The organism is Sphingomonas paludis (assembly GCF_053502515.1).
The window spans coordinates 1,212,192-1,229,127 of the sequence record NZ_CP187558.1 but is presented as its reverse complement, the minus strand read 5'-3'; the positions used below and the strand labels follow the sequence as shown (position 1 = coordinate 1,229,127).

The following is a 16,936-nucleotide window of genomic DNA, read 5'->3' as shown; positions in this document are numbered from 1 at the left end:
TTATCCCGCCTCGACCGCCTGTTGCCGGATCATGATCGTCCGGGCCAGCTCGGCGATGCGTTCGCCGAGCGCCCGATATTCCGCCTCATAGGCAGAGCCGTTACGCCAGGCGAGCGCGATCGAGCGATAGACGTTCCATCCGCCGATCTTCAGGATCTTCAGGCTGGAACTGCCCCCCACCTCGGACGACAGATACAGCGCGGGCAGCAGCGTCATGCCCATGCCGCTGGCGACCATCTGATGCAGGCTGTCCAGGCTGGTGCCTTCGTAATCGGGGCTGATCGCCATGTTGTGATCGCTGGCCACCTCGGCCAGTTGCCGGTGGAAATGGTGTCGCGGGTCCATCGACAGCATCACTTCGCCGCGCAGGTCGGTCATCGTCACCTCCTCGCGTCGGGCCAGCGGATGGTCAGCCGCGACGACGGGCAGCAGCGGCTCTCGGAACAGCGGCTCGATCACCACGCCCTCGCCCCCGATGGGCAACGGGCCCAGATGCAGGTCGATCTGCCCGCGCGACAATTCCAGCGCCTGATGCGCCGGGATCCCCTCGCGCACGTAAAGGCGCAGATCGGGGGCATATTCATGCAGTCGGGAAATGATGGGGGACAACAGATACGGCCCCAGCGTCGGCGTGGTGCCAAGCCGCAAGGTGCCGGACAGGCCATGCCGCCCCTGCCTGGCCACCGCCTCCAGCTCGCGCACGTCGCGCAGGATGGCGCGCGCCCGGTCGATGATCGCCCGCCCTATCGGCGTCGGGATCGCCCCGTTTGCGCGCCGCTCGACCAGCGTGACGCCCAGTTCCTCCTCCAGTACCCGGATCTGCTGGCTCAACGTCGGCTGGGATACGTTCGCGCTGACGGCCGCCTGGCCGAAACTATGCGCATCGGCGATGGCGACCAGATATTCCAGCTGCCGCAACTTGACCATGCCCGCCTCCCCTGTTGGACAAGGCATAGATCAAATCTATCAGAAAGGGCAACCCAAATCCATTTGAGCTTTGGCTGGTCACGCGGCACATGGGTCGGCGCGGACCAAATGCCCCCACGAACGGTCCGCATGGATAAGGGAAGACGCCAAACGGCCCTGTCCCGGCCGGTTCGATAGCGCCCTGCCCTGACGGCGCAATCGCTTCCCTTGTCCGCTCCGATGCGATGCGTGCGCGTCGGGACGGATTGGGAATGGCGGTCCAACGACCGCCATTCCCGCCACCGCCGGTATCAGGCGATGGTCTCGCCCGTCTTTGCCCAATCGGCCAGGAAACCCTCGATCCCCTTGTCGGTCAGCGGATGCTTGACCAGCGCCCGGATCACCGCGGGCGGCGCGGTCATCACATCGGCACCGATGCGGGCCGATTCCAGGACGTGAACCGGATGGCGGACGCTGGCGACCAGAATTTCGGTACCGAAAGCGTAATTGTCATAGATCAGCCGGATGTCGCGGATCAGGTCCATGCCATCGAACCCGACATCGTCATGGCGGCCCACGAACGGCGAAATGAACGTCGCGCCGGCCTTTGCGGCCAGCAGCGCCTGATTGGCGGAAAAGCACAGGGTGACGTTGGTCATCGTCCCTTCGCTGGTCAGCGCCTTGCACGCGCGCAGGCCGTCCATGGTCAGCGGCAGCTTGACGCAGACATTGTCGGCGATCTTGCGCACGACTTCGGCCTCGCGCATCATGCCTTCATAATCCAGCGCGACCACTTCGGCCGATACCGGGCCGTCGGTCAGGCCACAGATTTCCTCGACGACTTCCAGGAACCGGCGACCGGACTTGTGGATCAGCGACGGATTGGTGGTAACCCCATCGAGCAGCCCGGTTTCGGCAAGCGATGCGATTTCGGCGGTATCGGCGGTGTCGACGAAAAACTTCATGAAGCGGCTCCTGAAACAGCGACATCGGGTGACGCGCGCCCCTTTCGCGCATCCCGCGCCCCCGGGCAAGCGCAGTGACGATCAACCGGGGCGACGGAGCCATTTCTTAACCATGTCGCATTAGTCCGTTGCGAATGATTTTCGCCCATGACTTTGCCGTCGCCGAAGACGAGTATCGCACGCATCTGATCGACACGCTTGGCCTGCAACAGGCGATGAGCGGTCCCGAATTCGATACGCTTGCCACCCTGGCGGCCGAGGTTGCCGACGCGCCGATGGCGCTGGTCACGCTGATCGACGACAGCCAAACCTGGGCAAAGGCGCGGCACGGCTGCGACACCCCCGGCTGTTCGCGCGAAATCGCCTTTTGCGATCTGGTCATCCGGACCGACGAGCCGCTGATCGTCGCCGACACCCTGGCCGATCCACGGACGCTGGACAATCCCTATGTCCAGGGACCCATGGGCCTTCGGGCCTATGCTGGCGCGCCGATCCGCATCAGCGATCAGGCCAACGGGCCGCGCTGCCCCATCGGGACGCTGTGCGTCTTCGATAACCGGCAACGCAATTTCACGCCCGCTCAGGTCGCCCAGCTCGAGCGGCTGGCGCTGCTTGCCGAACGGCTTATCCATGCCCGGGCACAACTGGTCACCAGCCAGGCCATCTCGAAGGATTTCCAGCAGCAGGCGCTGGCCATGCGCCAGCAACGTCGCACCTTTGACCAGGCCGAACGGATGGCGATGATCGGATCGTGGCGGCTGACGCTCCCCGACCGCCAGCTGCATTGGTCGGAAGGCGTGTACCGGATCCACGATCTGGCAGTCGACAGCGACCTGTCGCTGATCGACGCCCTCAGCTTCTATCCGCCCCATGCCCGCGACACGGTGGTAAAGGCGCTGGAGGCCACCATCGCGACCGGCGCGCCGATGCAGTTCGAAACCGATTTCGACACGGCGCGCGGCCGACGGTTGCGCGTGCGATCGGTCGGCGAACTGGAGCTTGAGGACGGCGTGCCGGTGGCGGTCACAGGCCTGATCCAGGATATCACCGACCGTTACCGCATGGAACAAAGCCTGCGCCGTTCGGCCCATGTCGATGAAGTGACCCGGATCGGCAACAGGGCGGCGTTCAACCGCCAACTGCAAATCGCGATCGAAGGGGCAACGCGCGGCGATCATCCGCTCACCCTGCTGCTGCTCGACCTGGACGGGTTCAAGGGCGTGAACGACACCCATGGTCATATCGCGGGCGACGACATCCTGCGGGCCGTCGGGCGGCGGCTGCGCGCGCCCTATCTGAACGCTGCCTTTGCCGCACGGCTTGGTGGCGACGAATTCGCCCTGCTGCTGACCGAACCGCAACTGTGCGGCCAGGCGGATGTGCTGATCGAACGGCTGCTGGGCGATCTCAAGATGCCGGTGCATACCAGCGCCGGGCGACTGCCGGTATCGGGCACTATCGGCTATGCCGAATATGGCCCAACCACGGGGTCGCAGCGCGAATTCATCCACCGGGCCGATACCGCCCTGTACGAGGCGAAGCGGATCCAGCGGGGGACGGCCCGGCGCTATTCCGCGCTGCTGTTCCGTCCCGGCGGCAATACCCGCGCCGCCGGCTGATCGCCCGGGCGCCGCGCGCTATCGCAGGACGCCGAACACCGAAGCCAGCACCGGATCGCCGGTACCGCGCGGATCGGCGCGGATCGCCGCTTCCTCGCGCCCGATCGCGCCCCAGATCGCGCGTGCCGCCGCGCCGGACACATCGCGCTGGATGCCGGTGAAATCGACGCCGGTCGCAGCACCCAGCAACTGCCCCAGCACGCCGCCGTCCAGCGCGCGCAATGCCCCGCCCACTTCGGGGAACAGCGCATCGACGATGCTGTTGCCGATCGACCGCTCCAGATAGCCGGTCGCCGCCTGTGGCCCGCCGCGCACGATGGCGATGGCGTCGCCAAAGCTCATCCGCCGGATTTCGTCGTACAGGATGGGCGCGGTCCGCTCCGCCGCATCCCAGGCGGCGTCGTTGACCAGCCGCACGATCTGCCCCTGCACCACCGGCGTCTGGATCATCCGTTGCAGCACGCCGCCCGCGCGGTTGTTGGCCAGCCGTTCGGGCAGGCCGATCTGCACCAGCGCATCGCCGAAAAACCCGTCCTGCGACGCCAGCCGGGCAAAGGCACGCTGCGTCGACAGCGTCAGCAACCGCCGCAAGGCCTCGTCCAGGCTCAGCGTGCCGCCCAGGCCAGTGCATCCCGCCACCAGCGGCAGCGCCGCCATGCCGATCAGCACCCGCCGCCGTTCGATCAACCCCTCGACCATCGTCCAATCTCCCTCGTCGCGCATCCCTCGACCCCACTGGTCATTGCGAGCGCAGCGAAGCAATCCAATCCGACGTCACCACTGGATTGCTTCGCTGCGCTCGCAATGACGATCCGGTTCAATCTCAGCCTTCCCTTAACGCACCGGGCTGGCCTGTCGATGAACGGACGGGCTTTTCGCGGACGCATCGAACCGCGATATGGGGGTCATGGCATCGTCCCGCGTCCGCGTCATCGTCCTCAATTCGGCCCTCGGCCCGCTCGACTACCGGGTGCCGCAGGGCATGGACGTGGGACCGGGCAGCATCGTCGTCGCGCCGCTCGGTCCGCGCCAGATGCTGGGCGTGGTGTGGGAAGAGGATCGACTGCCGGGCGAAACCGTCGGCGACAACCGCCTGCGCAACCTGATCGCGCTCGCCGATGCGCCGCCGGTGCCGGAGCCGCTCCGGCGGCTGATCGAATGGACGGCGGATTACTATGTCGCCCCGCTCGCCGCGGTGCTGCGCATGGCGCTTGCCTCCACCGCCGCGCTGGCCGGCGACCGCACGATCATCGAATATCGCGCCACCGGCCTGCTCCCCGACCGGCTGACCCTGCAGCGCGAACAGGCATTGGCGCGGATCGCCGAGCGGCAAGGGACGATCCGCGAACTCGCCGCCATCGCCGAAACCTCGGACGCGGTGCTGCGCGGGCTGGTCAAGACAGGCGCGCTAGAGCCGGTCGAGGCGATTGCGGATCGCCCCCTGCCCGTGCCAGATCCCGGCTTCGGCCCGCCGCAACTGAGTGCCGAGCAACAGGCGGCGGCCGATGCGATCACTGCCGCCGTCCAGGCCCGGTCCTTCGCGCCCTTTCTGCTCGACGGCGTGACCGGTTCGGGCAAGACCGAAACCTATTTCGAGGGGGTGGCCGCCGCCATCGCCGCCGGGCGGCAGACGCTTGTGCTGCTCCCCGAAATCGCGCTGACCGAGCCCTTCCTCCGGCGGTTCGAGGCGCGGTTCGGGTGCGCCCCCGTCGCCTGGCATTCGGACCTGCGCTCTACCCAGCGCCGCCGCGCCTGGCGCGCCATTGCCTCTGGCGAGGCGCTGGTGACGGTCGGCGCGCGCTCCGCCCTGTTCCTGCCCTATCGCAACCTGGGCCTGATCGTCGTCGATGAGGCGCATGAAACGAGCTTCAAGCAGGAAGAGGGCGTGCATTACCACGCCCGCGACGTGGCCGTCATGCGCGGCCGGTTCGAGGGGTGCCCGGTACTCCTTGCCAGCGCCACCCCCGCCATAGAAACCCGGGTTCAGGTCGCGGCAGGCCGCTATACCGAACTCAAGCTGCCCGGTCGCTATGGTCCGGCCGAACTGCCCGATATCCAGGCGGTGGACCTGATCGCCACGCCGCCCGATCGCGGCCGCTGGCTCGCCCCGCAACTGGTCAAGGCGATCGACGCCACGCTCGAACGCGGCGAACAGGCGCTCCTGTTCCTCAACCGGCGAGGCTATGCCCCGCTCACCCTTTGCCGCACCTGTGGCCACCGCTTCCAGTGCCCGAACTGCACCGCCTGGATGGTCGAACACCGGCTGATCGCACGGCTGACCTGTCACCACTGCGGCCACACCATCAAAAGCCCGGATCATTGCCCGGAATGCGAGACGGAGGATTCGCTGGTCGCCTGCGGCCCCGGCGTCGAACGCATCGCGGATGAGGCACGCGCGCTCTGGCCCGATGCGCGCACCGCCATCGTCACCTCCGACACGCTCTGGTCCCCCGCCCGCGCCGCCGAGTTCGTCGCTCGGATGGAGGCAGGGGCCATCGACATCGTCATCGGCACGCAATTGGTGACCAAGGGCTATCATTTCCCCAATCTGACGCTGGTCGGCGTGGTCGATGCGGACCTGGGCCTCACTGGGGGCGATCTTCGCGCGGCAGAGCGGACCTTTCAACAGATCATGCAGGTGGCGGGCCGGGCCGGGCGCGGGGAAAAGCCGGGGCACGTCCTGATCCAGACAACCCAGCCCGGTGCCGCCGTCATGCAGGCGTTGGTGAACGGCGATGCCGATGGCTTCTACACCGCCGAAACTGAGGCGCGGCGAGAGGCCGGCGTGCCCCCCTTCGGTCGCTATGCCGCGATCATTGTGTCCAGCGAGGACAAGGGCGCGGCGGAGGCGACGGCCGATGCGCTGGCTAGGGCGGCACCGCGCAGCGACGACCTGCACGTCTATGGCCCCGCTCCCGCCCCGCTCGCCATGCTGCGCGGCCGCCACCGCCTGCGCCTGCTGGTCCATGCCCCTCGCTCCGCCCCGCTTCAGGACCGGGTTCGCGACTGGCTGGCCAGCATCGAATGGCCCGCCAAGGTCCGCGTGGCGGTGGACGTCGATCCCTACAGCTTTGTCTGAGCGACGGGCCACGTCCGCGCCTCATGCCCCGCTCGACAGCAGCGCCCGTGACCTTTAATCCCTATCTCTGATGCTCATCCGGCTGATCCTGGCTTTCGCTCTCCTGATCGGCCTTGGCGCGCCCGCCCGTGCCGATGACATTGCGGTGTCTGCGCGCGGCGTCGTCCGGATCGTCACCATCGCTGTCATCGAGGACGAGGTCGTCGATTTCAGCCATGGCAGCGGCTTTGCCATCGCGCCCAACCGGGTCGTCATCAATGCGCATGTGGTCGAAGCGGCCGCCCGCTATCCGGGCGATGTCGTCATCGGCGTCGTCCCGTCCGAGGGGTCGCGCGCCGTTCAGGGTCGGCTGATCGCGCTGGATCCCGACCGCGACCTGGCGCTGATCGAGTTCGATGGCGTCCGGCTCAGCCCGCTGGTCCTGTTCACCGGCCCGGTGGCAGAGGGGGCGGCAGTGGTCGCGCTCGGCTATCCCGGCAATGTCGATCTGGCCACCGCCCGCTCGGCGCGCGATTTCATCACGCCGCTGACCCCGGTGCGCTCGCAGGGCGTGCTCTCGGGCCAGCGCAGCTTGATCGGCACCAATGTCCTGCTCCACACCGCCAGCATCGCGCGTGGCAATTCGGGCGGACCGCTGCTTGATCGGTGCGGGCGGGTGCTGGGCGTCAACAGCGCGCTTACCCGCGGCGAAGAGGGCGATTCCAGTTTCGGGATCGCCGTGACGGAGGCTGAACTGGCGGCCTTTCTGCGGCAGGCGAAACAGCCGGTGCGCACCATCGGCAGCGCGTGCATCGAACCGGAACTGGCGCTGGAACAGCAGCGGGAGGCGGATGAAGTTGCGGGTGCGCGGGCAGCCGACGCCGCGCGCGCCGAAGCCGCGCGGGTCGCCACGCAACAGGCGCTGGCGGCCGATCGGGACCGCATGGAACGTCAGGTCGAACGGGAAAACTTCATCGCGGCATCGGCAATGGCATTGGCGCTGTCGGTGCTCGCGCTGTGCGGTGCCGGCCTATTGTTCATTAACGGGCGGCGGCGCGGGGCCATCGGTGCTGCGGCGGCGGGTATCGCCTTGCTGATCGGTGCCGTCCTCGCATTCGTCCTGCGCCCGGGCATTGCGCCATCTGTGGCTGCCGCCGGGACGCCCCCGGCAATGGCCGCGCCTGCGGTTCGCCAGCCGCCGACCGGGCCGATGGTCTGCACGCCGCTGCCCGACCGCAGCCGGATCACCATTTCGGCGATGGCCGATGTCGAACTCGACTGGCGGGCCGATGGCTGCGCCAACGGCAAGTCGGCCTTTCTGGCATCGGGCAACGCCTGGGAACGCATCGCCCTCGACGACAACCGGGTGTCCGTGCTCCGCTTCGATCCGGCAACGGCAACGCTGACCGACAATCGATATTATCTGTCGGCCGCCCGGATCGCCGATCTGCGCGCCGATGGTCAGCTGACCGCGACCAGCTGCCCCGCCGACGCCGCAGCACGAACCGCGCTGGCACAGGCCCGCGCGACGGTGCGCCAGTCGCTGCCCGCACGGCCGGACGAATGGCTCACCTATCGATGCGCGCCTGCATCGCCCGCACCGGCGGGCTAGCTTTGGTCAGCGCCGCCAGCCGCGCCGTCCGCCGCCGCGCCAGCCCCGATTGAAATCGTTCCAATAGGGCCGGATCGCCCGCCGGTCGCCGCGCCATCCGTGATAGCGGTTCTGCCAATATTGCTGATGATAGCCGTTCCAGCGATGCGGCCGTCGCCAACGGTCATAAACGTAATAGCCGGTGCCAGGGTAGTAATAGCCCCGGTGCCATCCCCAATAGGGGTCGCCCCAGCTGGGATCATACCAGTCGCCGGCATAGCCGACCGGTCCACCGACCCCGACGCTGACCGAGCTATAGCCATAGCCGCCATAGCCATAGTCGGTGCAGGCCGACACGCCGATCCCGGCGGCAATCGTCAGGGCAAGGGTCTTGAGGGTTCGCGTCATCGCCATCCACTCCCGTTCCGTTGATGCGGCACCGTTCCATTTCCCGGCTTAGCGGGGGCTGAACATGCCGTTCACCATTGAACGCGGGTGACGGCGATCAGTGCCCCGGAAAACCGACCAGGCTGTGCACCGACACATCGTCCGCCCGCAACAGGTCCGCGCCGCCCAGGTCGGGCAGGTCGATGACGAACGCCGCCTGCGTCACCACCGCACCCGCCTTGCGCAGCAGTCGCACCGCCGCACGCGCCGTGCCGCCGGTGGCGATCAGGTCGTCGATCAGCAGCACGCGCGCACCCGGCGCAACGGCATCGACATGGATGGCGATCCGGTCGGTCCCGTATTCCAGCGCATAATCCTCGGCGATGGTCGCGCCGGGCAGCTTGCCGTCCTTGCGGATCAACAGCACACCCGCCCCCAGCGCCAGCGCCAGCGCGGGCGCAAAGACGAACCCGCGCGCCTCGATCCCGGCCACCAGGTCGACCGGGCCCTCCACCTGGGCCAGCATCCCCTCGACCGCCAGCTTCAGCCCCTCGCCGTCCAGCAACAGCGTGGTGATGTCGCGGAACAGGATGCCCGGCTTGGGGAAATCGGGAATGGTGCGGATGCGCGCGGCAATATCGGCATTGCCGGTGATCGGTTCGGCCTGGGCCGTCATGGTCGTTCCCCCGAAATGAAACGGCCCGCCTGGCGATGACGACAGGCGGGCCGGATTGAAGTGGGTATCAGCCGATCAATGCTTCACGTCGCGCCAGATGTTGCGATAGGCACCATAGGCCAGCGCAGTGAAGATCAGGATGAAGATGATCGCCGCCAGGCCGGTCTGCTTGCGCACTTCCAGCTTCGGCTCGGCCGTCCACACCAGGAACGCGGACACGTCCTTCGCCATCTGATCGACGGTCGGGTTGGTCCCGTCTTGATAGGTCACCTGTCCGTCGGCGGCGAGCGGAGCGGCCATCGCCAGCGCCAGCGTCGGGAAATAACGGTTGAAGTTCAGCCCGGCGGGAACCTGATAATTCGGGAATTCCTTGGTCAGCTCAGCCGGAACGTCCGAATAGCCGGTCAGCAGCGAATAGACATATTGCGGACCGTGCGGACGCGCCTTGGTCATCAGCGACAAATCCGGCGGTACTGCGCCGTTCTGCGCCGCGCGCGCTGCCGCTTCGTTGGCATAGACCAGCGGGAACCGATCGGAGGGCAGGTTGGGCCGCGTGGCCATCTCGCCGGTTTCCTCGTTCACGGTCGGCTGCTGCACGGCCCATTCGGCGGCGATCGTCTTGATCTGGCCTTCGCTGTAGCCGATGCCTTCCAGATCGCGGAAGGAAACCAGACGCAGCGAGTGGCAGGCCGAGCAGACTTCCTTGAACACCTGGAACCCGCGCTGGAGTTGCTGCTGGTTCTTGCTGAACCCGCCGAACACGCCGTCGGACGCGAACGACACGTCCTTGGGCGCCAGGTGGAACTCATGCTCGACCGAATGCGGCGCTTCTTCGGTCATGATCGAGCCGAACAGGCCGAGCAGCAGCACAAAGGCAAAGCCAAGGCCGATCAGGATGGAAACGAGACGGATCATGGTCGGGTTCAGTCCTTATTCGGCCGGGACGGGCACGGGGCCGCCGGAAAGCGCGGTCTGGGCGGGCGACGTGCCGCCCTTCTTGGCGAGCACCGCCTCGGTGATCGAATTGGGCAGCGGGCGCGGCCGCTCCATCATCGACACGATCGGCAGGATCACCAGGAAATGCAGGAAATAATAAGCAGTGGCGATCTGGCCGATGATGACGTTCGACGTCGTCGCCTCTGCTCCGCCGACATAGCCGAGCACGAACACGTCGACCAGCAGCACGATCAGGAAGATGCGATAGGTCGGGCGATAATTGGCCGACCGCACCGGCGACGCATCCAGCCAGGGCAGGAAGAACAGCAGCAGGATCGAGCCGAACATGGCGACCACGCCCCACAGCTTCGCCTCTAGGATGAAGTCGACGGTGAACGACTTCAGGATGGCGTAGAAGGGCAGGAAATACCATTCGGGCACGATGTGCGCCGGCGTCGACAGCGGGTTGGCCGGAATGTAATTGTCCGGGTGGCCCAGCAGGTTGGGCGCAAAGAACAACAGGCCCGCGAACACCAGCAGGAACACGCCCAGGCCGAACCCGTCCTTGGCAGTGTAATAGGGGTGGAACGGCACCGTATCCTGCGCACCCTTCACATCCACGCCGGTCGGGTTGTTCGAACCCGGGATATGCAGCGCCCAGATGTGCAGGACGATGACGCCCGCAATCACGAACGGCAGCAGATAGTGCAGCGAGAAGAAGCGGTTGAGCGTCGCGTTATCCGGCGAATATCCGCCTAGCAGCCAGATCTGGATCGGTTCGCCGACCAGTGGGATAGCGGTGAAGAAGCCGGTGATGACCTGCGCGCCCCAGAAGCTCATCTGACCCCATGGCAGCACATAGCCCATGAACGCGGTTGCCATCATCAACAGGAAGATGACGACGCCCAGCAGCCAGATCATCTCGCGCGGTGCCTTGTACGACCCGTAATAGAGGCCGCGGCAGATATGGATATAGACGACGATGAAGAACATCGACGCGCCGTTGGCATGGGCATAGCGCAGCAGCCAGCCCTGGTTCACGTCGCGCATGATGTGCTCGACACTGTCGAACGCGATCGCCGCATTGGCCGCGTAATGCATCGCCAGCACGATGCCGGTGATGATCTGGATGGCCAGCGCCGCACCAGCCAGCACGCCGAAGTTCCAGAAATAGTTCAGGTTGCGCGGCACGGGATAGCCCGCGCCCACCGCGCCGTACACGAACCGCGGCAGCGGCAGCCGTTGATCGATCCACTGTGTCAGCGGAGACTTCGGCTCATAATGCTTTGCCCAAGGGAAGCTCATCGTCGTGCTCCTCAACCCACCTGGATGGTCGTGTCGCTGGTGAACGCATATTCCGGCACCGTCAGGTTCTTCGGCGCCGGGCCGGAACGGATGCGGCCTGCGGTGTCATAGGCGGAGCCGTGGCACGGGCAGAAATACCCGCCGAACGGCCCCTTGTTCTCGCCCTCGCCCGCGCCCAGCGGCACGCAGCCCAGATGGGTGCACACGCCCAGCGTCACCAGCCAGTTGGTCTTGCCCGCCTTGGTCCGCTCGGCCAGCGTCTGCGGATCGCGCAGGTCCGCGCCGTCATCCTTCTGAGCGGCGGCGATTTCCTCCGGCGTCAGGTTGCGGATGAACAGCGGCTGCTTGCGGAACGTCGCCTTGATCGACTGGCCGGGCTGGATCGACGACAGGTCGACCGTCGACGTCGACATGGCCAGCACGTCCGCCGACGGGTTCATCTGGTTGATCAGGGGCAGCGCGATCACGCCGGCACCCACGCCGGCAAAGGATACCGCCGCAATGCTCAGGTAATCGCGACGCCGGGGATCGGCGGGGGTGTCGACATCCGCGGAGGGCGAATCACCAGGGGTCAGATTGTTCACCGTTGCCATCAGTATCCGCCTTGCTACCCTTTTGAATACCGGCGCGACTGCGCCCATGTTCCGGCCGGGCCACCCGCGCACGCACGCACGTACCGCGGGGCTCGCCCACCGGTGGCTGGCGGCCTGTTAAACAAACAACCGGGCATTTGCCAATAGCATTTTACCGCAATGGCAATCGCCGCAGTCGATCAGCAAACGGCCGGTTTGCGCACGGTCCACCGCCCGCTATGGCGGTTTCATGCGGATTGCCCTTTATCAACCGGACATTGCAGGCAATGTCGGAACCGTCCTGCGGCTGGCGGCTTGCCTGGACGTTGCCGTCGATCTGATCGAACCAATGGGGTTTGCATTCGGCGACCGCGCCTTGAAACGGGCGGCCATGGACTATGCCGATCGGGTCCGGGTCATCCGCCACGCCGACTGGTCTGCATTCCAGTCCGCCACGGCCGGCCGCATCGTGCTGGCGACCACGCAGGGCGCGGTCCGGCTGGACCGGTTCGCGTTCCTGGCCGACGATATCCTGCTGTTCGGGTCGGAGAGCGCGGGCGTGCCGGAATCGGTGCACCAATGCGCCGATGCCCGCGTTCGCATTCCCATGGCACCCGCGCTCCGATCGCTGAACGTCGCCATCAGCTGTGCGATGATCCTTGGCGAAGCGTTGCGCCAGACGGGCGGATGGCCGGAATAGCGCCACCCCGCGCCGCGCCGACAGACAAAAGGGGCCGCCCAGATACTGGACGACCCCCTTCCCCGCGACCCCGCCGACGTTCAGGCTTGCTTGGGCACCTGACGCCGACGGAGCGAAGCGCGGTGGAATTACATCGCGTTCGGCATCGCCATCATGTTGCCGTCCTCGATCTCGTCCGCGCGGTTTTCACCGGCTTCCTCGATCGCTTCGGCCTGCGCTTCGGTCGCGCCATTGGCCAGCGCCGCATCGGCGTTCATCTCGGCGGCGTCCTCGACGTTTTCGGCAACCGCTTCTTCCGGCGAATTGGTGCAGGCCGCCAGCGGAAGCGCAACCAGCGAAAGTGCCAGCAATGCTTTCATGATCTCAATCTCCCTGTAGGGTCGGGCATAGTCCCGTGGGGTGCGAAACCCGCGGTCCGTCATTCCGTTCCCCGGCCGAATCAATTTGCCGATGCGGCCTGGCTCTTCAATCGCGCGGCAAAGCTCTTGCGCAGCTTGTTCAGCTTGGGCGGAATGACGGCGATGCAATAGGGATTTCGCTGTCCCTCGCCCGACCAGTAATCCTGATGATAATCCTCCGCCGGGTACCAGGTCGCGTCCGGCTCGATCGTCGTCACGATCGGCGCCGGCCAGTTGGCGGCATTGCGTTCGATCGCCGCCCGCGCCTCGGCTTCCTGTTCCGCGCCGTGCGGAAAGATCGCCGACCGGTACTGGGTGCCGATGTCGTTGCCCTGCCGATTGAGCTGCGTCGGATCGTGCGTGGCAAAGAACATGTCCAGCAGATCGGCATAGCTCACCTGATCGGGATCGAAGGTCAGCCGGATCGCCTCGGCATGGCCGGTCGTGCCGCTGCACACCTGCTTGTAGGACGGGTTGGGCACGCTGCCCCCGATATAGCCGCTTTCGACCGCCTCGACGCCGATCACATCGTTGAAAACGGCCTCGGTGCACCAGAAACAGCCACCGGCCAGGGTTGCGATCTCGCTCGCCATGATCTCCAAAACTCCCAATTGGTTTACCGATAGATAGGATTGGCGTGGCAACGGACAATGCGCCGCGCTAGGGCGCGTGGCGTAACAGCATGGAGACGGGGGAATGCGCGACGGAACGGTGATGGTGACGGGCGGGGCCGGCTATATCGGCAGCCATGCGGTGCTGGCGCTGCTCGATGCCGGCTGGCGCGTGGTGGTGCTCGACAATCTGGTCACCGGCTTCGACTGGGCGGTCGATCCGCGCGCCACGCTCGTTGTCGGCGCGATCGAGGATGAGGGCGTTGTCCGCGCCGCCATCCGCGACCACGGCGTCGTCGCCATCATGCATTTCGCCGGGTCGGTCGTCGTGCCGGAATCGGTCAGCGATCCGCTCAAATATTATCGCAACAACACCGCCGCCAGCCGCAGCCTCATCGAAAGCGCGGTGGCAGAGGGCGTCCGCCATTTCATCTTTTCCTCCACCGCCGCCACCTATGGCATCCCGGACAGCGTGCCGGTGCGCGAGGATATGCCGAAATCGCCGATCAACCCCTATGGCACGTCCAAGCTGATGACGGAGATCATGCTGAAGGACGTCGCGGCCGCTCATCCCATGAACTATTGCGCGCTCCGCTATTTCAACGTGGCGGGTGCCGATCCGCAGGGCCGCTCCGGCCAGTCCACCGCCGGTGCAACGCATCTGATCAAGGTGGCGGTGGAGGCAGCGACCGGCAAGCGCAGCCATGTCAGCGTGTTCGGCACCGATTTCGCCACCGACGACGGCACCGGCGTCCGCGACTATATCCACGTCACCGATCTGGCCGCCGCCCATGTCGATGCGCTCGACCTGCTGATCGCGCGGCCCGACGAAAGCCACACGATGAACTGCGGCTATGGCCGGGGCTATTCGGTGCTGGAAGTGCTGAACGCGGTGGACCGGGTCACCAACCTGACCATCGACCGCCGCATGGAGGGTCGCCGCGCGGGCGATCCCGACGCACTGGTCGCCGACAACAGCGTTATCCTCGCCACCCTGCCCTGGCGGCCGCGCCACGACGACCTGGACGGCATCGTCCGCGACGCGCTGGCCTGGGAACGCAAACTGGCCGAACGGCAGGGCTGAGCGGCTCCGACACCTCCTTCTCCCCTCCCCTTCAGGGGAGGGGCCGGGGGTGGGGAAGGGGACTGGGCGATGCACTTCGCTTCAGCCCCACCCCAACCCCTCCCCTGAAGGGGAGGGGCTATGGATCCTCAAGCCCTACTCCTCCCTCACCCGCGCCCGACCGGCCTTCACTGCGCTGCGGCCCTTCTTCTCGTCCACCCGCCGCGCCTTGGCCGACTTGCTCGGCTTGGTCTTGACCCGCTTCGCCTGCCGGATCAGCGCCCGCCGGATCAGCTCGCTCAGCCGTTCCCGCGCGTCCAGCCGGTTCGCCTCCTGCGTCCGGTATTGCCGCGCGACGATCAGCAATTCGCCATTCTGGGTGAGCTTGCTGCCCGCCAGTTCCTTGAACCGGACCCAGGCCCAGGGCGGCAGCGCCAGCTGATAGGCATCGACGCGCAACTGCACCGCCGTCGCCACCTTGTTGACATTCTGTCCCCCCGGCCCGGTCGCCGCCAGGAACTTCTCCTCGACGATTGCATGTTCGAACGGGGACAGCGGCTCACTCATCGCGGGCGAACGGATCGGCGAACCCCAGCGCCTGAAACCGCTCGGGCAGCGGCGAAAACGCCTCGATCTTGGGCTTGCCTTCACGCGGCACGATCAGCCCGGCGGCGTGGAGCAGCATGGTGATCCCGGTCAGGCAGGTGCCATAGACCGGGTCGCCCGCCACCGGCATCCCCAGCCCTTCGGCCGCATGGACGCGGATCTGGTGCGTGCGCCCCGTTTCGGGATAGAATCCCAGCAGCGCACGCCCGCCCGCCTCGGCCAGCTTCTTCCAGTTGGTGCGCGCAGCCTTGCCCTTCGGATCGCCACGCATCCGCCACCCATCCTCGCGCGTGCTGACCTTGGCCAGCGCCAGCTCGATCGTGCCGGACGATTCCGCGGGCACGCCGTCCACCACCGCCAGATAGCGTTTCTGCACCCGCCCCGCCTCGAATGCTTGGCCGAACCGCTTCATCGCCTTGGGATTGCGCGCCAGGAGCAGGCAGCCGGACGTGTCGCGGTCCAGCCGGTGCGCAGGCTGTGGCAGTCGCTGAAAGCCGAAGGTCAGTTCCTCCAGCATGCCCTCGACACTGACGGATCGGTCGCGCGGGCGATCGACCGGCAGGCCCGACGGTTTGTCGATGACAATGGCCTCGCCATCGATGAACAGGACGCGATCGGATAACATGGCCCAGCCATAGCGGCTTTGGCGGCGAATCAAAGGCTCGACGCGCGCCCGCTTCCATGCCTAGAACGCACGCCCATGAAACCGCTCGACGATCAGCAAGCCGCCGCCCGCACCTGGTTCGAATCGCTGCGCGACCGGATCTGCGCCGAGTTCGAGGCGATCGAGCGCGAGGCGGGATCCGACGCCAGCTTCGACTATCTCCCCTGGAATCGCACCGATCCGTCCGGCGAACCCGGCGGCGGCGGCGTGCGCGGCCTGATGAAGGGGAAAGTGTTCGAAAAGGTCGGCGTCAACGTCTCAACCGTGGGTGGCACGTTCGAGGGCGAGTTCGCCAAATCGATCCACGGCGCGGCGGAACAGCCCGAATTCTTCGCCACCGGCATCAGCCTGGTTGCGCATATGGCCAATCCGCACGTGCCCGCCGTGCACATGAACACCCGCTTCCTGGTCACCACCCGCCGCTGGTTCGGCGGCGGCGCGGACCTTAATCCGCCCATCCCCTATGATGAGGATACCGCCTTCTTCCACGCCCGGATGAAGGACGCGTGCGACGCGCACGATCCGGCCTATTATCCGAAGTTCAAGGCATGGGCGGACGATTACTTCTACATCCCCCATCGCGGCGTCCACCGCGGCGTGGGCGGCATCTTCTACGATCATCAGGAGGGGGATTTCGACGCCGATTTCGCGCTCACCCGCTCGGTCGGCGAGGCGTTTCTCGCCGCCTACCCGCCCCTGGTGCGCAAGCGGATGAACCAGCCCTTCACGGCCGAGGACAAGCACCAGCAGCTCATCTGGCGCGGCCGCTATGCCGAATTCAACCTGGTCTATGATCGCGGCACGCTGTTCGGGCTCAAGACCGGCGGCAATATCGACGCCATCCTGATGAGCCTGCCGCCGGAAGCCGTCTGGGACTGA

18 protein-coding genes are annotated in these 16,936 nt (G+C 66.4%); 6 read left to right on the top strand and 12 right to left on the bottom strand.

What is annotated here, in order from left to right; all coding sequences use genetic code 11:
- Positions 1-927 carry a hydrogen peroxide-inducible genes activator gene (locus tag ACPVPU_RS05950; protein WP_448660048.1) on the bottom strand — a complete coding sequence of 309 codons (927 nt, stop codon included), beginning with the start codon at positions 925-927 and terminating at the stop codon, positions 1-3.
- 290 nt (positions 928-1,217) lie between these two features.
- Positions 1,218-1,871 (bottom strand): fructose-6-phosphate aldolase, encoded by a 654-nt coding sequence (fsa, locus tag ACPVPU_RS05945; protein WP_448660047.1) that lies wholly within the window; start codon positions 1,869-1,871, stop codon positions 1,218-1,220.
- 134 nt (positions 1,872-2,005) lie between these two features.
- Here fsa and ACPVPU_RS05940 point away from each other — a divergent pair, with 134 nt between their 5' ends.
- Positions 2,006-3,490 carry a diguanylate cyclase domain-containing protein gene (locus tag ACPVPU_RS05940; RefSeq protein ID WP_448660046.1) on the top strand — a complete coding sequence of 495 codons (1,485 nt, stop codon included), beginning with the start codon at positions 2,006-2,008 and terminating at the stop codon, positions 3,488-3,490.
- An 18-nt stretch (positions 3,491-3,508) separates the two neighbouring features.
- Here the strand turns inward: ACPVPU_RS05940 and ACPVPU_RS05935 are convergent, their stop codons facing one another.
- A complete protein-coding gene (locus ACPVPU_RS05935; RefSeq protein WP_448660045.1) occupies positions 3,509-4,213 on the bottom strand; it encodes a DUF4197 domain-containing protein in 705 nt (234 codons plus the stop codon).
- Positions 4,214-4,397: 184 nt separating this feature from the next.
- On the opposite strand from ACPVPU_RS05935, the gene ACPVPU_RS05930 reads away from it, so the two are divergent.
- Entirely contained in the window at positions 4,398-6,569 is a 2,172-nt protein-coding gene (locus tag ACPVPU_RS05930) for a primosomal protein N' (RefSeq protein ID WP_448660044.1), read from the top strand.
- Positions 6,570-6,639: 70 nt separating this feature from the next.
- A complete protein-coding gene (locus tag ACPVPU_RS05925) occupies positions 6,640-8,160 on the top strand; it encodes a trypsin-like peptidase domain-containing protein (protein WP_448660043.1) in 1,521 nt (506 codons plus the stop codon).
- Between the two features lie 6 nt (positions 8,161-8,166).
- On the opposite strand, the gene ACPVPU_RS05920 is transcribed toward ACPVPU_RS05925, so the two are convergent.
- From ACPVPU_RS05920 to petA, 5 genes are all read right to left on the bottom strand, one after another.
- Entirely contained in the window at positions 8,167-8,553 is a 387-nt protein-coding gene (locus ACPVPU_RS05920) for a hypothetical protein (RefSeq protein ID WP_448660042.1), read from the bottom strand.
- Between the two features lie 91 nt (positions 8,554-8,644).
- Complete coding sequence (locus ACPVPU_RS05915) at positions 8,645-9,202, bottom strand: adenine phosphoribosyltransferase (RefSeq protein WP_448660041.1); 558 nt, start codon at positions 9,200-9,202, stop codon at positions 8,645-8,647.
- Between the two features lie 75 nt (positions 9,203-9,277).
- A complete protein-coding gene (locus ACPVPU_RS05910) occupies positions 9,278-10,117 on the bottom strand; it encodes a cytochrome c1 (RefSeq protein ID WP_448660040.1) in 840 nt (279 codons plus the stop codon).
- A gap of 15 nt (positions 10,118-10,132) precedes the next feature.
- Positions 10,133-11,443, bottom strand: coding sequence for a cytochrome b (locus tag ACPVPU_RS05905; protein ID WP_448660039.1), 1,311 nt, complete (start codon positions 11,441-11,443; stop codon positions 10,133-10,135).
- A gap of 11 nt (positions 11,444-11,454) precedes the next feature.
- Positions 11,455-12,036, bottom strand: a complete 582-nt coding sequence (gene petA / locus ACPVPU_RS05900) for a ubiquinol-cytochrome c reductase iron-sulfur subunit (RefSeq protein WP_448660038.1) — start codon at positions 12,034-12,036, stop codon at positions 11,455-11,457.
- A gap of 229 nt (positions 12,037-12,265) precedes the next feature.
- Between petA and ACPVPU_RS05895 the strand changes: the two genes are divergently transcribed.
- Positions 12,266-12,715 carry a tRNA (cytidine(34)-2'-O)-methyltransferase gene (locus ACPVPU_RS05895; protein ID WP_448660037.1) on the top strand — a complete coding sequence of 150 codons (450 nt, stop codon included), beginning with the start codon at positions 12,266-12,268 and terminating at the stop codon, positions 12,713-12,715.
- A 128-nt stretch (positions 12,716-12,843) separates the two neighbouring features.
- Here ACPVPU_RS05895 and ACPVPU_RS05890 read toward each other — a convergent pair whose 3' ends face one another.
- Both ACPVPU_RS05890 and msrA read right to left on the bottom strand, forming a co-directional pair.
- The gene (locus ACPVPU_RS05890; protein ID WP_448660036.1) at positions 12,844-13,074 is read right to left on the bottom strand and encodes a hypothetical protein; all 231 of its coding nucleotides are present in this window, start codon (positions 13,072-13,074) and stop codon (positions 12,844-12,846) included.
- Positions 13,075-13,154: 80 nt separating this feature from the next.
- A complete protein-coding gene (msrA, locus tag ACPVPU_RS05885) occupies positions 13,155-13,706 on the bottom strand; it encodes a peptide-methionine (S)-S-oxide reductase MsrA (RefSeq protein WP_448660035.1) in 552 nt (183 codons plus the stop codon).
- A 103-nt stretch (positions 13,707-13,809) separates the two neighbouring features.
- Here msrA and galE point away from each other — a divergent pair, with 103 nt between their 5' ends.
- Entirely contained in the window at positions 13,810-14,808 is a 999-nt protein-coding gene (gene galE, locus ACPVPU_RS05880; protein ID WP_448660034.1) for a UDP-glucose 4-epimerase GalE, read from the top strand.
- Positions 14,809-14,943: 135 nt separating this feature from the next.
- Here the strand turns inward: galE and arfB are convergent, their stop codons facing one another.
- Positions 14,944-15,354 carry an alternative ribosome rescue aminoacyl-tRNA hydrolase ArfB gene (gene arfB / locus ACPVPU_RS05875; protein ID WP_448660033.1) on the bottom strand — a complete coding sequence of 137 codons (411 nt, stop codon included), beginning with the start codon at positions 15,352-15,354 and terminating at the stop codon, positions 14,944-14,946.
- Positions 15,347-16,018 (bottom strand): RluA family pseudouridine synthase, encoded by a 672-nt coding sequence (locus tag ACPVPU_RS05870; RefSeq protein ID WP_448660032.1) that lies wholly within the window; start codon positions 16,016-16,018, stop codon positions 15,347-15,349. Before ACPVPU_RS05870 ends, arfB begins: the two co-directional genes overlap by 8 nt.
- A 75-nt stretch (positions 16,019-16,093) precedes the next feature.
- On the opposite strand from ACPVPU_RS05870, the gene hemF reads away from it, so the two are divergent.
- A complete protein-coding gene (hemF, locus tag ACPVPU_RS05865; protein WP_448660031.1) occupies positions 16,094-16,936 on the top strand; it encodes an oxygen-dependent coproporphyrinogen oxidase in 843 nt (280 codons plus the stop codon).

Excerpts from the sequence above, each read along its gene's own strand:
- ACPVPU_RS05925 (WP_448660043.1), top strand. The coding sequence starts at position 6,640 with ATGCTCATCCGGCTGATCCTGGCTTTCGCTCTCCTGATCGGCCTTGGC.
- galE (WP_448660034.1), top strand. The coding sequence starts at position 13,810 with ATGCGCGACGGAACGGTGATGGTGACGGGCGGGGCCGGCTATATCGGC.
- ACPVPU_RS05895 (WP_448660037.1), top strand. The coding sequence starts at position 12,266 with ATGCGGATTGCCCTTTATCAACCGGACATTGCAGGCAATGTCGGAACC.
- fsa (WP_448660047.1), bottom strand. The coding sequence starts at position 1,871 with ATGAAGTTTTTCGTCGACACCGCCGATACCGCCGAAATCGCATCGCTT.
- ACPVPU_RS05940 (WP_448660046.1), top strand. The coding sequence starts at position 2,006 with ATGATTTTCGCCCATGACTTTGCCGTCGCCGAAGACGAGTATCGCACG.
- ACPVPU_RS05920 (WP_448660042.1), bottom strand. The coding sequence starts at position 8,553 with ATGGCGATGACGCGAACCCTCAAGACCCTTGCCCTGACGATTGCCGCC.
- hemF (WP_448660031.1), top strand. The coding sequence starts at position 16,094 with ATGAAACCGCTCGACGATCAGCAAGCCGCCGCCCGCACCTGGTTCGAA.
- ACPVPU_RS05915 (WP_448660041.1), bottom strand. The coding sequence starts at position 9,202 with ATGACGGCCCAGGCCGAACCGATCACCGGCAATGCCGATATTGCCGCG.
- petA (WP_448660038.1), bottom strand. The coding sequence starts at position 12,036 with ATGGCAACGGTGAACAATCTGACCCCTGGTGATTCGCCCTCCGCGGAT.
- ACPVPU_RS05950 (WP_448660048.1), bottom strand. The coding sequence starts at position 927 with ATGGTCAAGTTGCGGCAGCTGGAATATCTGGTCGCCATCGCCGATGCG.
- msrA (WP_448660035.1), bottom strand. The coding sequence starts at position 13,706 with ATGGCGAGCGAGATCGCAACCCTGGCCGGTGGCTGTTTCTGGTGCACC.
- ACPVPU_RS05905 (WP_448660039.1), bottom strand. The coding sequence starts at position 11,443 with ATGAGCTTCCCTTGGGCAAAGCATTATGAGCCGAAGTCTCCGCTGACA.
- ACPVPU_RS05935 (WP_448660045.1), bottom strand. The coding sequence starts at position 4,213 with ATGCGCGACGAGGGAGATTGGACGATGGTCGAGGGGTTGATCGAACGG.
- ACPVPU_RS05870 (WP_448660032.1), bottom strand. The coding sequence starts at position 16,018 with ATGTTATCCGATCGCGTCCTGTTCATCGATGGCGAGGCCATTGTCATC.
- ACPVPU_RS05910 (WP_448660040.1), bottom strand. The coding sequence starts at position 10,117 with ATGATCCGTCTCGTTTCCATCCTGATCGGCCTTGGCTTTGCCTTTGTG.
- arfB (WP_448660033.1), bottom strand. The coding sequence starts at position 15,354 with ATGAGTGAGCCGCTGTCCCCGTTCGAACATGCAATCGTCGAGGAGAAG.
- ACPVPU_RS05930 (WP_448660044.1), top strand. The coding sequence starts at position 4,398 with ATGGCATCGTCCCGCGTCCGCGTCATCGTCCTCAATTCGGCCCTCGGC.
- ACPVPU_RS05890 (WP_448660036.1), bottom strand. The coding sequence starts at position 13,074 with ATGAAAGCATTGCTGGCACTTTCGCTGGTTGCGCTTCCGCTGGCGGCC.